Source organism: Mycolicibacterium pallens, from assembly GCF_019456675.1.
GTDB classification, from domain to species: Bacteria; Actinomycetota; Actinomycetes; order Mycobacteriales; family Mycobacteriaceae; genus Mycobacterium; species Mycobacterium crocinum.
The window spans coordinates 111,939-127,088 of the sequence record NZ_CP080333.1; the positions used below are offsets into that span (position 1 = coordinate 111,939).

At 67.9% G+C, this 15,150-nt stretch carries 7 protein-coding genes; 6 read left to right on the plus strand and 1 reads right to left on the minus strand.

The features are described 5' to 3' along the window. Positions 1-82: 82 nt before the first annotated feature. The 3 genes from K0O64_RS00575 to K0O64_RS00585 all read left to right on the plus strand — a co-directional run bounded on the left by K0O64_RS00575 (position 83) and on the right by K0O64_RS00585 (position 2,899). Positions 83-568 carry a GreA/GreB family elongation factor gene (locus K0O64_RS00575; RefSeq protein ID WP_220045910.1) on the plus strand — a complete coding sequence of 162 codons (486 nt, stop codon included), beginning with the start codon at positions 83-85 and terminating at the stop codon, positions 566-568. Between the two features lie 7 nt (positions 569-575). Next, positions 576-1,550 (plus strand): NADPH:quinone oxidoreductase family protein, encoded by a 975-nt coding sequence (locus K0O64_RS00580; RefSeq protein ID WP_071948234.1) that lies wholly within the window; start codon positions 576-578, stop codon positions 1,548-1,550. A gap of 68 nt (positions 1,551-1,618) precedes the next feature. Then, on the plus strand, positions 1,619-2,899 hold the full coding sequence (locus K0O64_RS00585) for a maltokinase N-terminal cap-like domain-containing protein (RefSeq protein WP_220045911.1): 1,281 nt from the start codon (positions 1,619-1,621) through the stop codon (positions 2,897-2,899). 206 nt (positions 2,900-3,105) lie between these two features. On the opposite strand, the gene K0O64_RS00590 is transcribed toward K0O64_RS00585, so the two are convergent. Beyond that, the gene (locus tag K0O64_RS00590; RefSeq protein ID WP_225933587.1) at positions 3,106-6,225 is read right to left on the minus strand and encodes a Calx-beta domain-containing protein; all 3,120 of its coding nucleotides are present in this window, start codon (positions 6,223-6,225) and stop codon (positions 3,106-3,108) included. Between the two features lie 562 nt (positions 6,226-6,787). Between K0O64_RS00590 and recC the strand changes: the two genes are divergently transcribed. The 3 genes from recC to recD are packed head-to-tail and all read left to right on the plus strand — an operon-like array spanning position 6,788 to position 15,077. Then, the gene (recC, locus tag K0O64_RS00595; protein WP_220045913.1) at positions 6,788-10,048 is read left to right on the plus strand and encodes an exodeoxyribonuclease V subunit gamma; all 3,261 of its coding nucleotides are present in this window, start codon (positions 6,788-6,790) and stop codon (positions 10,046-10,048) included. Next, positions 10,048-13,347 (plus strand): exodeoxyribonuclease V subunit beta, encoded by a 3,300-nt coding sequence (recB, locus tag K0O64_RS00600; protein WP_220045914.1) that lies wholly within the window; start codon positions 10,048-10,050, stop codon positions 13,345-13,347. The genes recC and recB overlap by 1 nt, the downstream gene beginning before the upstream one ends. Further along, the gene (recD, locus tag K0O64_RS00605; protein ID WP_220045915.1) at positions 13,344-15,077 is read left to right on the plus strand and encodes an exodeoxyribonuclease V subunit alpha; all 1,734 of its coding nucleotides are present in this window, start codon (positions 13,344-13,346) and stop codon (positions 15,075-15,077) included. The genes recB and recD overlap by 4 nt, the downstream gene beginning before the upstream one ends. Positions 15,078-15,150: the final 73 nt, after the last annotated feature.

Here is a 15,150-nt window from a genome sequence, read left to right on the forward strand (position 1 = left end):
CGGTACCCGTCGCCGCGGCCGCCAAACGGAAAGTGGCCGAAGACAGCATCTCCGAGGCATTCCCGCAGGTAATTTGTCGGGCATGACTCAGGACGAGGGATCGCTGGAATTTGCCGGGCAGGAGCGCGACCGGATCGAAGAGGAATTGGCCGACCTGCGTCGCCGCCGCGATCAGATGCGCGCCGAACTTCAAGGCGATGCCGACACGGTGGGCGATCGCGGCGACGCCGCCGACGCGCTGCAGCGTTCCGAGGATCTGGCCGGTATCGAGGAACAGATCAACCGGTTGGCCTGGCTGCTGGCCGGCGGGAACGAGGACACCCCAGGGCAGTTGCCCAACGGCACCGAGGTGACTCTGCGTTTCCCGGGTGACGAGCCGGTGCGGATGCGGATCGTGCACTTCCTGGAGGAGACTCCGGCCGGCGAAGAGGACACCACGCTGACCTCCGATAGTCCGCTCGGTCTAGCGTTGTTCGGACGGCAAGCAGGTCAGACCGTCACCTACTCGACTCCGCGGGGTGAACTGCAGGTCGAGCTGCTCGCCATCGATATTCCGAACGAGCGATAGAGGTGTTATGCGGGCGATAAGGGTGACCGAGCTGGCCGGTCCGGAGTCGGTGCAACTGGTCGAGATCGACGAGCCCGCCGACGAGGGCGCCATCCTGGTCGACGTTCACGCCGCCGGTGTGGCCTTCCCCGACGCCTTGCTGACCCGCGGGCTCTACCAGTACAAGCCGGAACTGCCGTTCACCCTCGGCGCCGAAGTCGCCGGCGTTGTGCGTTCGGCTCCCGCCGACGCGCCGGTGAAGGCCGGCGACCGGGTGGTCGGTCTGACGATGATCACGGGTGCGATGGCCGAGACCGTGGTGCTCACACCGGAACGGGTGTTCCCGCTGCCGGACAACGTCAGCTTCGAGGCCGGGGCGGGCCTGCTGTTCAACGACCTGACCGTGTACTTCGCGCTGACTGTGCGGGGTCGGCTGGCCGAAGGCGAGACGGTGCTGGTGCACGGCGCGGCCGGCGGTATCGGCACGTCGACGCTGCGGCTCGCACCTGCGCTGGGCGCGAGCCGGGTGATCGCGGTGGTGAGCAGCGACGAGAAGGCGGATGTCGCGAGGGCGGCCGGGGCCACCGACGTGGTGCTGGCGGACGGCTTCAAAGACGCGGTGGCCGAGCTGACCGGCGGCAAGGGCGTCGACATCGTCATGGATCCGGTGGGCGGGGACCGGTTCACCGACTCGCTGCGCTCGCTGGCTCCGGCCGGGCGGCTGCTGGTCGTCGGCTTCACCGGCGGTGAGATCCCCACCGTCAAGGTCAACCGGTTGTTGCTCAACAACATCGACGTCGTCGGGGTTGGGTGGGGCGCGTGGACGATGAGCCATCCCGGGGCGCTGACCGAGCAGTGGGACGGACTCGCCGAACTGCTGATCTCCGGCAAACTCGCTGCACCGCAGCCCGAGGTGTACCCGCTCGACCAGGCGGCCGCGGCGGTGGCGTCACTGGAGAATCGCACCGCCAAAGGCAAGGTCGTGGTTCGCGTCCGGGACTGACCTGGGCGACGGTTCGGTTCCCCCGGGGGCGGGTAGGGAACCTAGATGCGTCCGTCCGAGGAGAAGCAATGAGCTCACCGGTGAACCTGCCCTGGACCGAGTGGCTGCCCACCCAGCGGTGGTACGCCGGTCGCAGCCGCACGTTGGCGTCGGCCGACACCGTCGAGGTGGTGCCGTTGCGGCCACACCTCGACCTGATCCTCGTCGACGTCACCTACACCAATGGCTCTGCGGAGCGCTATCAGGTTGTCGTTCAATGGGATTCGGCTCCGCCATCGAGCAACGGCGCCAGGATCGACGACCGCGCTTTCGACGGGCTGCACGATCCGGCGTCAGCCCAGTTCCTGTTGTCGTTGATCGACTCGGGCGCCACCATCGGGAACGTCACGTTCATCAAGGAACCCGACGTGACGCTGCCGCTCGACGTCGTTCCGCGGGTGTCGAAGGCCGAGCAGAGCAACACCAGTGTGGTGTTCGCCGACCAGGCGATCTTCAAGTTGTTCCGGCGGGTTGCGGCGGGGATCAACCCCGATATCGAGCTCAACCGGGTTCTGGGCCGGGCCAAGAACCGGCATGTCGCCAGGCTGCTGGGGTCGTTCGAAACCACCATGGACGGTCAGCCCTGCCCCCTGGGAATGGTGACGGCGTTCGCCGCGAAGTCCACCGAAGGCTGGGACATGGCCACCGCGAGCACTCGGCGCCTTACCGCTGACGACGCCGGCGACGATTTCGCCGGGGAGGCCTACCGCCTGGGCCAGGCCGTGGCGTCGGTGCACGCGACACTCGCTCAGGAGCTGGGGACCTCGACCGCGGTGTTGCCCGTCGAGGTGATGCGGGAGCGCTTGGCGGCGGCCGCGTCGGCGGTACCGGATCTCGCCGAGTACCGGGCCGGGATCGAGGAGCGCTACGCCAAGCTGGCCGAGGAGCCGGTCACCGTGCAGCGCGTCCACGGCGACCTGCATCTGGGCCAGGTGCTGCGTACCGCCGACGATTGGCTGTTGATCGACTTCGAGGGCGAGCCGGGCCAACCGGTGGAGGAACGCCGCAGGCCCGACTCGGCGATGCGCGACGTCGCCGGCATGCTGCGCTCCTTCGAATACGCGGCGTACCAACAGCTGGTGGACCAGAAACCCGACCCGCAGCTGGCAACCCGGGTGAGGGACTGGGTCGACCGCAACTGCGCATCCTTCTGCGACGGGTATGCCGCCGAATCCGGCACCGACCCGCGTGATCACGCGACTGTGCTGTCCGCCTACGAGCTGGACAAGGCGGTGTACGAAGCCGGCTATGAGGCGAAGTTCCGCCCGAGCTGGTTGAACATTCCGATGCGCTCGATCGCGCGTCTGTGAGCTGAGGGCTCTAACGGCGGATCGAGATCGTGCCGAGTGTGGGGGCTATGCACGCGATTGATGCGATTTTCGTGCATAGGGCCCACAGTCCTGAACTCAGCGGCGCCGCCGGCGCCAGATGATCAGGCCGACGATGACGACCCCGAGCGCGACTGCACGGATACCCGTGTAGGCGAGCGCCACACTGAGCCGCTGGTGACGTTGGTTTACGCCACGCTGCGATTGATGATCGTGCCGGTGCCCGACCCGTCGCTGATCGTGGCGCCGGTCGGGCTGGACAGCAGGATCGTGAATGTTTCGTTGGGTTCCACCAGAGAATCGCTCTTCACCGGAACCGTGATGATCTTCTGGGTTTCGCCCGGCGCAAATGTCACGGTCCCGGCGACGGAGATGTAGTCGAGGCCGGCCGTCGCCGTGCCGTTCGAGGTTGCGTACTGCACCGTCACCGTCTGGGTGGACGGGGCGGCCAGCGTCACCACGAAGGAAGCCAACGACGTACCGCTTCCGCCGGTGAACTCGATCGGAGTCAGATAGGTCATCTTGTTGCCGTTGATGGTTCGCCAGTCGTCGGCCAAGATCCCGCCGGTATCACCGGAATTCGGATTCCAGGACCAGAACGTCCAGCTCATGTCTTCGGTCCCGGACGCAATGTCGATCGTGCCGTTGTTGTCGAAGTCTCCCGACAAATAAGACGTGAGCGCTTCCAGCCAGACGGCGTCCTTGGGGTCCTGCAGCTTGGTCCCGAACTCGCCGAGGTAGATCGGCGCGATGTTCTGCTCGTAGATGTATCCCCAGGCCTGGCGGAACACGTTCGGCAGGTTGGCCCCGAAATTAGCTGATTGAAACCAACTTTGGGGATAGACGGAGTTCGGATAGTCGTGCGGCGAGTAGACGAGGTGGTTGGGCACGGTGAGCACGATCGGCCGGTCCTTGACGCCCATCAGGTTGCCACCCCACCAGTAGCTCTGGCCCTGATAGGTGCCCACCCCCTCGACGAAGATCAAGAGATCCGGGTTTACCTGCAAGACAGCGTTTCCGGCGCGTTCGGCGGCACGCGCCCAATCGTTCGCGCCGCCGCCACCCCAGGTTCCGTTGTACGGCTCGTTGTGGAGATCGAAACCGATCACGGTCGGGTTGTTCTTGTAGCGGGTCGCCAGCATCTGCCAGTCGGAAACCCACTGGTCTTCGGAGTACTGGCTGTTGTACCAGAGACCGTTCTCACTCGTCCCGGCTCCGGCGGTGCTGCGGTGATGGTCCAGGATGACCCGCATCCCGTCCTGGCCGGCGTAGGCGATGATCTGATCGAGCACCTGCAACCGGGACATGCCCTCCAGGTCCGGATTCAGGGCGTAGTTGATACCCGACGGAGCCGAGGTGGTGTGCAACATCTCGCTGGAGTACGGGATCCGTATGGTGTTGAAGCCCTGAGCTGACATCTGGTCGATCATGTCTTTGTAGTTGCGGGTCCAGAGGCCGTCCGGCACGCCGTTGCTGCCCTCCGCGCCGAACCAGTTGACACCCGAAATCTGCACCGGCTTGCCCTGTGCATCCACGATCTGGTTACCCGAGGTATGCAGGAAGCCGGCCGCCATGCCCGCCGAACCCGGCTCGGTGGCCGACGCGTCGGAGATGCTGATGCCTGGTGTGGTGGTGACGTCGTCGTTGGTGATGGTGCCGGTCGCGGTGCCGCGGGAGATGGTGGCGCCGGTCGGGTTGGACAGTGCGACGGTGAAGGTCTCGGTGGGTTCGACGGCGGTGTCGCCGGTGACCTTGACAGTGATGGTTTGGGAGGTGACGCCCGCGGCGAAGGTGAGAGTGCCTGTGGCGTTGGTGAAGTCGGCACCGGCGGTGGCGGTGCCGTTGGCCGTCGCGTACGTGACGGTGACCGGGGTGGTGGCCGACTTGGACAGGGTGACGGTGAAGGTGGCGTTGGATGTGCCACTGTTGCCCTCGGCGAGGGTGGTGTCGGCGATCGAGATGCTGGGTGTGGTCGGCGGGGTACTGACCGCGACGCCGTTGACCTTCAGGTTGGTCGGCGCCGAACCCACGGCGCCGGGAGTGGCTTGATAGCCGAACGTGGTGCTCTGCCCGGCGGCGACCGCACCGTTGTAGGACATGTTGCTGATCACGTAGTGGGTGCCGACGTGGCTGGTGATCTGTCCGTTCCAGACGTTGACCAGTGTTGCGGGTGAATCGAATTCGACCGTCCAACCGTTGAGGCTCTGTCCGGCGGTCACGGTGATGTTCGCGGTGTGTCCGGAGCCCCAGTCGTCGACCACGGTGTAGGTCGCCGAGTTGGTGCCCGGGTTCGTCGCGACGTCGTCGTTGGTGATGGTGCCGGTCGCGGTGCCGCGGGAGATGGTGGCGCCGGTCGGGTTGGACAGTGCGACGGTGAAGGTTTCCGTGGGTTCGACGGCGGTGTCGCCGATGACCTTGACGGTCACCGTCTGCGAGGTGACCCCGGGGTTGAACGTGAGAGTGCCTGTGCTGCCGGTGAAGTCGGCACCAGCGGTGGCGGTGCCGTTGGCCGTCGCGTACGTGACGGTGACCGGGGTGGTGGCCGACTTGGACAGGGTGACGGTGAAGGTGGCATTCGACGTGCCGCTGTTGCCCTCGGCGACGGTGGTATCGGCGATCGAGATGCTAGGTGTGGCCGGCGGGGTGCTGACTGCGACGCCGTTGACTTTCAGGTCGGTGGGTGCTGATGCGAGCGCCCCGGGAGTGGCTTGATAGCCGAACGTGGTGCTCTGCCCGGCGGCGACCGCACCGTTGTAGGACATATTGCTGATCACGTAGTGGGTGCCGACGTGGCTGGTGATCTGACCGTTCCAGATGTTCGAGATCTGGGCGGGGGTATCGAACTCGACCGTCCAGCCGTTGAGGGCCGTGCTGCCGGCGGTCACGGTCATGTTCGCGGTGTGTCCCGAACCCCAGTCGCTGACCACGCCGTAGGTGACGGTCGGTGTCGAACTCGTCGTCGTCGCGGTGAGCGCAACCGACTTCCCGGTGGTCTGCGGTGGCGCCAGCAGCGACTCGACCTGCCGGTAGAGGCCCCAGAGCAGGTCGTGAATCGGGTTGCCGGACGGCAGCGAGGGAACAACCGGAGCTATGCCCAGAGACCGCAGCACCTGTGCCGGTGACGGGAGTACCGCCGGAATGTGCAACACACTCGGCGGTGCGAACGCAAACACCACCGTGCGCGCCGTGCTCTCGAGCGTCGATGCGGCGGCGGGTGTCGACGACGCGGTCACGTTGCTCAACGCGTTGGGAGTGTTACCGCTCCCGGAGCTGGCGTCGGCTGCGACGGTGTTGCTGTCCGTCGACACAGTGCGGGTGGATGAAGTTAGCGCTTGGGCCGGCCTCGGTGCTTTGTTTCCCGGTTTTCGGCCCGCGCCGGTGCTGGTCTTCGATGCGGACTGCCGACCCGTGTGGCCACCGGGTGACGTGCCCGCGGATGTACCACGAGCCGCGTCCGCGGTCGACGAAGCGCCGGTGTCAGCGGAGGTATCGGCATGTGCGACGCCTGCGCCGGTGGCCAGAGCTGCGCCGACCCCCAGGCTGAGCGCACCGGCGCCAAGCCAGGCGTAGGGCTCTGTGCGTCGCCGGCGGCGGTGCCGGCCGCTGTGGGCCCTGGCTACATTCCCGGTGCGACGTTCCGCAGCATTCATCGCTCTGCCCTTCCTCCACGAGAGTTCACAGCTTTGCTGAATGGGCGGCGCAAGTCACGCATTTTGCCGAAAAGACGCTCAAAAAGTCTTTGCTGTGTACAGGGGCTGGACAAAACCAGCGGGAGCGTCAATGGTGTGGACGTGCCGCAGCGGTGATGGGCAGCGCGCACTGAAGCCGCGCGCCGTCGCGATGTCCGCCGGCGCGGTTACGGTAGTGCCGATGGCCCTGCACCTGCACCGCGCCGAGCGAACAGACCTGCTCGCTGACGGCCTCGGTGCGCTGCTGGCCGTTCCGCAAGCCGACCCGTTCGCCGAGGAATTGGTCGTGGTGCCGGCCCGCGGGGTGGAGCGTTGGCTCAGTCAGCGGCTGTCGCATGTCCTGGGCGGTGGCGAGGCGAGGAGTGGCGTCTGCGCGGGTGTGGCGTTTCGGTCGCCGGCGTCGTTGATCAGTGAGATCGCGGGAACCGGTGACGACGACCCTTGGTCGGCCGACGCAATGGCCTGGCCGTTGCTCGACGTCATCGACGCCAGCCTCGACGAACCGTGGTGTCGCACCCTGGCCACCCACCTCGGGCACTTCGTGGCGGGGGAGGAAAAAGAACTCCGGCAGGGCAGGCGGTACGCCGTGGCCCGCAGGCTCGCCGGGCTGTTCGCCTCCTATGCCCGGCAACGCCCGCAGCTCCTGATGGAGTGGCTGGCCGGCGAGCCCGACGGCCTGGACGCCGACCTGCGCTGGCAGCCGCACTTGTGGCGCGCCCTGGTCGCCACGATGGGAATCGACCCACCACACGAGCGGCATGTAAAAACCGTTGCCCGGCTGCGTCAATCAGGAGCAGACCTGCCTGCCCGGCTGTCGCTGTTCGGGCACACCCGGTTGCCGAGCACCGAGATCGAACTCGTCGGCGCGCTGGCCGAACAGCACGACGTGCATCTGTGGCTGCCGCATCCCAGCGCCGCGCTGTGGACAGCGCTAGAGGATGTGCGCGGCACCGTGGCGCGCAGCGCGGACACCAGCCACCGCCTCGCCGTACATCCGCTGCTCGCCACGCTCGGCCGCGACGTCCGGGAGCTGCAGCGCAGCCTGCCCGCATCGGCGGCCACCGACGAGTTCCTGGGTGCCGCCCACCTCCCGGACACGCTGCTTGGCTGGCTGCAATCCGATATCGCCGCCAATATCGCACGGCCGCAGGGTCGTTCGTACAAGGGCGATCGTTCTGTGCAGGTGCACAGCTGTCATGGGCCGGCCCGCCAGGTCGACGTGCTGCGGGAGGTTCTCCTCGGCCTGCTCGCCGAGGATCGCACGCTGGAACCCCGCGACATCCTGGTGATGTGCCCGGATATCGACACCTACGCCCCGCTGATCGTCGCGGACTTCGGCCTCGGTGAGGTGGTTCCCGGCGCCCATCCCGCCCACCAGCTGCGGGTGCGATTGGCCGACCGCGCGCTGATCCAGACCAACCCGTTGCTCGGGGTGGCGGCGAAGCTGCTCACGCTGGCGGGCAGCCGCGTCACCGCGACCGAGGTGTTGGACTTCGCTCATCTCGAGCCGGTGCGGGCGCGATTCGCGTTCACCGATGACGACCTGGAAACCATCACCCGCTGGGTGCAGCAGGCCAATATCCGGTGGGGCTTCGACGCCGAACACCGCGCTCCGTTCGGAATTCCGTTCATCCAGAACACGTGGCGGTTCGGTCTTGACCGGGTGCTGGCCGGGGTCGCGATGTCCGACGACTCGAAGGACTGGCTGGACGTGACGCTGCCGCTGGACGACGTCGGCAGCAACAGTGTGGAGTTGGCCGGCCGGTTGGCCGAGTACGTGGGCCGGCTGCAGCGCACCGTCGACTCGCTGAGCGGCGTGCGGCCGCTGGTGCAGTGGCTGACCGCCTTAGAGGACGGCGTCGGCCTGCTGACGCTGACCAGCGGCGACGATGCCTGGCAGACCAGTCAGCTTCAGCGCGAGTTCGGCGAGGTGCAGACCTCGGCGGGGCAGCGCGCGGATATCGCCCTGCGGTTGCCTGACATCACCGCCCTCCTGGGCCGGCATCTGGCGGGGCGCCCGACGCGGGCGAACTTCCGCACCGGCACGCTGACGGTCTGCACGATGGTCCCGATGCGGTCGGTGCCGCACCGGGTGGTGTGCCTGGTTGGCCTGGACGACACCGTCTTTCCCCGAATCGGGGTCGTCGACGGCGACGATGTTCTGGCCCGAAACCCGCGGACCGGTGAGCGGGATATCCGGTCCGAAGATCGCCAGCTGCTGCTGGACGCGATATGCGCGGCCACCGACAGGTTGGTGATCACTTATACGGGCGCCAACGAGTACTCCGGGCAACCCCGCCCGCCCGCGGTTCCGCTGGCGGAATTGCTCGACGCGCTGGACCGCACCACCGAGGCGCCGGTGCGCGAGGAGATCCTCATCCGGCACCCGTTGCAGCCCTTCGATGTTCGCAATGTCACGCCAGGCGCGCTCGGGGTGGCCGGTGAACCGTTCACCTTCGACTCGAGCGTGCTGGCGGCGGCGTCGATCACCGGCGGTCAGCGTCCCGAACAACCCGATCTGCTGGCGCGGCCGTTGCCGGCACCGGCCCCCGACGATGTGACGCTGGCAGATCTGTCGAAGTTCTTCGCCAACCCGGTCAAGGGATTCTTCACCGCGCTCGACGTGACGTTGCCGTGGGATGTCGAGGGTGTGGAGGATGCCATGCCCGTCGAGATCGACAACCTGCAGCAGTGGACCGTCGGCCAACGGCTGCTCACCGACATGTTGGCCGGCATGGACCCCGAACGGGCCGGACAGGCGGAGTGGCGCCGCGGCGCGCTGCCGCCCGGGCGGCTGGGATGGCGGACCGCCAGCGAATTGCGCGACCAAGCAACAGAATTGGCGCGAGCGGCGCTGGCCTATCGAACCGGCACGCCGCAGGCTTACGATATCGACGTCGACCTGGGTGGCGGCCGTCGCCTCACCGGCACCGTGTCCGGAGTGTTCGGTAAGCGGCTGCTGGAGGTGACGTTCTCGAAGCTCGACGCTCCGCATCTGCTGCGCGCCTGGATCCCGATGTTGGCCCTGTGCGCAGCACATCCCGGGCAGTGGTCTGCGGTGTGCATCGGCAGGCAGCGGCGGCGCGGGGTGGCCGAGCGGGTGCTGGGGGCGCCGCACGAGGATCCCGTCGCGCTGCTGCGGGATCTGGTCGCGATCTACGATGCCGGCCGCCGGGAGCCGATCCCGTTGCCGATCAAGACCTCTCATGCCTGGGCGGTAGCGCGGATCAGCGGCCAGGACGCTCGGGGTGAAGCGTGGAAGAAGTGGCGGTACGAACGCGATGACCGCGCGATCGAGCGAGTCTGGGGCCGAGAGCCTGACCTCGACCCGCTGCTGACCGAGCCTCATACCGGTGAGGAAGCACCGGGTGAGAGCACCCGATTGGGTGGCTATGCCGCGCGGCTGTGGGCACCGCTGCTGCGCGCCGAGGACGGTGTGTGATGGACCAATTCGATCTGCTGGGACCGTTGCCGGAACACTGCTCGACGACGGTTCTGGAGGCCAGCGCCGGGACCGGCAAGACGTTCACGCTCGCCGGACTGGTGACGCGCTATGTGGCAGAAGGCCGGGCCAGGCTGGATCAGATGCTGTTGATCACGTTCGGCCGGGCGGCCACCCAGGAACTGCGGGAGCGGGTGCGTCAGGCGCTGCAGGATGCGTTGCGCGCGTTCGACGATTCGGAGCTGGCCCAGCACAACGATGTGCTGGCCGCGCTGACCACCGGGGAGGAGGGCGACCTCGCCGACCGTAAGCGGCGCCTGCGTGACGCGCTGGCCGGCTTCGACGCGGCGACGATCGCCACCACCCATCAGTTCTGCCACCTGGTGCTGAAATCCCTTGGGGTTGCAGGGGATACCGATAGCAGCGTCACACTTGCCGAGAGCCTCGACGAGCTCGTCGCTGAGATCGTCGACGACCTGTACCTGGCCCACTTCGGCCAGGAGCGCGAGCATCCGCCGATCACCCGCAGCGAGGCCCTCAAACTGGCCCGCGAGGTGGTCGCCAACCCGTGTACCGAGCTGCGACCGCTGAACCCGGAGCCCGGATCGCAACCCGCGGTGCGGGTCGGGTTCGCCAATGACGTTCTCGCCGAGCTGGACCGGCGTAAGCGGCGGCGCGGCATCCTCAGCTACGACGACCTACTGGGCCGGCTTGCGGACGCGCTGGAAACGCCGGACTCACCGGCCGCAACCCGGATGCATCAACGGTGGTCGGTGGTGATGGTCGACGAGTTCCAGGACACCGACCCGGTGCAGTGGCAAGTGATCGAGCGGGCCTTCAGCGGTCAGTCGACCCTGATCCTCATCGGCGATCCGAAACAGGCGATCTATGCCTTCCGTGGCGGTGACATCTTTACCTATCTGCATGCCGCCAAGACCGCGGGCCAGCGTCGCACGCTCGGGGTGAACTGGCGCAGCGACTCGCTACTGGTGGATCGCCTGCAGACAGTGCTCGGCGGAGCCGAACTCGGCGATCCCGACATCAAGGTCCTTCCGGTGCAGGCACGCCACGACGGACACCGGCTGGCCGGCGCCCCGCACAACGATCCGTTCCGGCTGCGAGTCGTCAGCCGAGAGAGCTTCGGCCAGAGGGGAACCCGCACCATCCGGATGGATGCGCTGCGCGCGCACATCGCCGCCGACCTGGCTGCCGACATCGCCGGGTTGTTGGCGAGCACGGCCACGTTCTGTGGTGAGCCGCTGAAAGCGCATCACGTCGCGGTCATCACCGAGAGCCACGCCGACGCGCGGGCGTGCTTCGACGCGCTGGTGACCGCCGGTGTGCCTGCGGTCTACACCGGTGACACCGACGTGCTGAAATCTCAGGCCGCCGACGACTGGCTGAGCCTGCTGGAGGCCTTCGACCAGTTGTATCGGCCCGGGCTGGTCCGGGCCGCGGCCACCACGATGTTCTTCGGCAAGACGGCCGAAGACCTTGCCGACGGCGGTGACGAGCTGACCGACCGGATCGCAGATACGTTGCGGCAGTGGGCCGATCATGCCCGTGAGGCGGGCGTGGCGGCGGTGTTCGAGGCTGCTCAGCTGGCGGGTATGGGCCGGCGGGTGCTGTCCTGGGCGGGCGGTGAACGCAACATGACCGACCTCGCGCACGTCACCCAGCTTCTGCACGACGTCGCGCATCGGGAACATCTGAGCCTGACCGCCTTGCGCGATTGGCTGCGCACACAGCGCGATGAGCGCAGCGGCGCCCCGGAGCGCAACCGCCGGCTCGACAGTGACGCGGCGGCGGTGCAAATCATGACGGTGTGGGTCAGTAAGGGTTTGCAATTCCCGATCGTGTACCTGCCGTTGGCGTTCAATCGCTATGTCCGCAGCGAAGACCTGGTCCGGTTCCACGACGAGGAACGCCGCTGCCTGCACGTCGGTGGCGACCAGAGCGCCGAGCTGGCTACCGCCCAGCGGCTCGGCAGGCAGGAGTCTGCCGGCGAGGAGACCCGGTTGACCTATGTCGCGATGACCCGGGCTCAGTCGCAGGTGGTCGCGTGGTGGGCGCCGTCGTGGGACGAACCCAACGGCGGCCTGTCGCGTCTGCTGCGAGGCCGCCGTCCCGGGCAGAGCACGGTACCGGACCGGTGTGATCCCGAGCGGGTCGACGACGCCGATGCGATGGCCCTGCTGCGGGCCTGGGAGACGGCGGGAGGACCGGTGCTCGAGGAGTCGGTCATCGTCCCGGCGGCTGAACTGGCCGGCCCGGCGCAGCGAGAAGACCTCGGCGTCAGACACTTTCACCGTGGCATCGACACGACGTGGCGGCGCACCTCCTATTCCGGGCTGATCCGCGCCGCGGAGACCACGGGAGTGACCAGTGAGCCGGAGGTGATCCAGCTCGACGACGAGGTAACCGACATCGCGGTCAGCACGCCCCCGGCCGGCGCCGACCTGCCGTCGCCGATGGCGGACCTGCCGACCGGCGCGAAATTCGGCAGCCTGGTGCACGCGGTGCTCGAGACCGCCGACCCGTTCGCCGCTGATCTGGCGGGCGAGCTGCAGACCCAGATCGACCGGCACGCGGTGTGGTGGCCGGTGGACGTCGCCCCCGCCGAGTTGGCGGCGGCGCTGGTGCCGATGCACGACACCCCGCTGGGGCCGTTGGCCGACGGTCTGACCCTGCGCCAGATCGGGTTGCGTGATCGGTTGTGCGAGATGGATTTCGAATTCCCGCTGGCCGGGGGTGATCTGGCTGCGGTGCGACCCGACATCCGGCTGGCTGACGTCGGCCGACTGCTCGGCGAACATCTGCCGGCTGATGACCCGCTGGTGCCGTACGTCGAGCGGCTCAGCGGCGGCGCACTCGGAGGGCAGTCGCTGCGCGGCTACCTGTCCGGGTCGGTCGATGCCGTGCTGCGAATACCCGACGGCGTCGGGCACCGCTACCTGGTGGTCGACTACAAGACCAACTGGCTGGGGGAGGCCGACCGCCCGCTGTCCGCCGCCGACTATGACCGCGCGCGGATGGCCGAGGCGATGCTGCATTCCGACTACTCGCTGCAGGCGTTGCTGTACAGCGTTGTGCTGCACCGTTTCCTGCGGTGGCGCCAGCCCGGCTACGACCCCGAACACCACCTCGGCGGTGTGCTGTATCTGTTCGTCCGCGGCATGTGCGGACCCGACACCCCCACCACCGACGGGCACCCCGCCGGAGTCTTCAGCTGGCGGCCGCCGGCGACGCTGGTGATGTCAGTGTCCGACCTGCTCGACGGACGGCGGGCGGCGGCATGACCATCGAAGTGACCGACCCGGCAGATTGGCGGCTGTGCGTCGACGCCACCGGCCTGTTGCGCGCGTTCAACGACGCGGGCGCGATCGAGGCCTCCGATGTCCTTGTCGCACAACGGCTGACAGCTCTGGGCAAGGAGTCCGACGAGCTGGTAGCACTGGCGATCGCGTTCGTGGTGCGCGCGGTGCGCGGCGGCTCGGTGTGTGTGGAACTCGCGGCAGTGCCCGAGCAGGTCGACATCGACGGCCTGCCGTGGCCGGAACCTCAGGCGTGGCTGGCTGCCGTCGCCGCCAGCCCCTTGCTCAGCGCGCCGGCCGTGCTGCACCTCGACGACGACCTGCTGTATTTCGACCGGTACTGGCTGGAGGAACGCCAAGTCGCCACCGATGTACTGACGTTGGCCGGTGCTCGAAGTAGGCGTCAATTGCCCGACATCGCACGGCTTTTCCCGGCGGGCTACGACGAGCAACGCCGGGTCGCCGAAGTCGCACTGTCCCAGGGGCTGACCGTACTGACCGGCGGACCGGGCACCGGCAAGACCACCACGGTGGCCAGGCTGTTGGCGCTGCTGGCGGAGCAGGCCGAGCTGGAGGCCAAGCCACCGCTGCGCATCGCGCTGGCCGCGCCGACCGGTAAGGCCGCCGCTCGGCTGCAGGAGGCGGTGCAGGCCGAGGTCGACAAGCTGTCGTCCGCCGACCGAGCCCGGCTGCAGGGACTGCGTGCCACCACGCTGCACCGTCTGCTGGGTCCGCTGCCCAGGACGTCGGCACGGTTTCGGCACCACCGTGAGAACCGGCTGCCGCATGACGTGATCGTCGTCGACGAGACGTCGATGGTGTCGCTGACGATGATGGCGCGGTTGGTCGAGGCGGTCCGGCCGGATTCGCGGCTGCTCCTCGTCGGCGATCCCGACCAGCTCGCATCGGTGGAAGCCGGTGCGGTACTGGCCGATCTGGTGGAGGGGCTCAGCGCGCGCGGCGACACCCCGGTGGCCAAACTGATCACCCCGCACCGCTTCGGTGCGTCGATCGGCGCGCTGGCCCTGGCGATCCGGGTCGGTGACGCCAACCGCGCCATCGACGTTCTCAACGCCGGCGGTGAGCACATCGAGTGGGTCGACACCGAAGAACCGGCCGATGCTCTGCGCCGCGTGCTGGTGCCGCACGCGATTCGGCTGCGTGAGGCGGCGGTGCTGGGTAACGGGCAGGCCGCATTGACCACGCTGGACGAGCACCGGTTGCTCTGTGCGCATCGGCGCGGACCGCATGGGGTGGCGTACTGGAACCGTCAGGTCGAGCGGTGGCTGGCCGAGGAGACCGATGCGCCGCTGTGGGCGTCCTGGTATGCGGGACGACCGGTGTTGGTCACCGCCAACGACTACGGGTTGCGGCTGTACAACGGCGACATCGGCGTGACGGTGCTGCGCGACGGGGTGTTGCGCGCGGTGATGGCCGGCGCCGACGGTCCCGCCGAGTTCGCGACCAGCCGGCTGGCCGATATCGAGACCATGCATGCGATGACCATCCACAAGAGTCAGGGCTCCCAGGTTTCCGAGGTGACTGTGCTTCTGCCGCCGACTGATTCGCGTCTGCTGAGTCGAGAGCTGTTGTACACCGCGGTGACACGGGCCAAGACGAAGGTGCGGGTGGTGGGCTCGGCCGAGCAGCTCCGTGCAGCGGTCGGCCGCCGGGCGGCGCGCGCGAGCGGGCTCAGCCGTCGGCTGACGGAGTGATGTCTTCGCCGAACGTCACCCCAGGGTGACGCTGGGCGTCGAACGTGACTCTCGTGTGACGCTCGGTGATCGC

Excerpts from the sequence above, each read along its gene's own strand:
- K0O64_RS00575 (WP_220045910.1), top strand. The coding sequence starts at position 83 with ATGACTCAGGACGAGGGATCGCTGGAATTTGCCGGGCAGGAGCGCGAC.
- K0O64_RS00580 (WP_071948234.1), top strand. The coding sequence starts at position 576 with ATGCGGGCGATAAGGGTGACCGAGCTGGCCGGTCCGGAGTCGGTGCAA.
- K0O64_RS00585 (WP_220045911.1), top strand. The coding sequence starts at position 1,619 with ATGAGCTCACCGGTGAACCTGCCCTGGACCGAGTGGCTGCCCACCCAG.
- recC (WP_220045913.1), top strand. The coding sequence starts at position 6,788 with ATGGCCCTGCACCTGCACCGCGCCGAGCGAACAGACCTGCTCGCTGAC.
- recB (WP_220045914.1), top strand. The coding sequence starts at position 10,048 with ATGGACCAATTCGATCTGCTGGGACCGTTGCCGGAACACTGCTCGACG.
- recD (WP_220045915.1), top strand. The coding sequence starts at position 13,344 with ATGACCATCGAAGTGACCGACCCGGCAGATTGGCGGCTGTGCGTCGAC.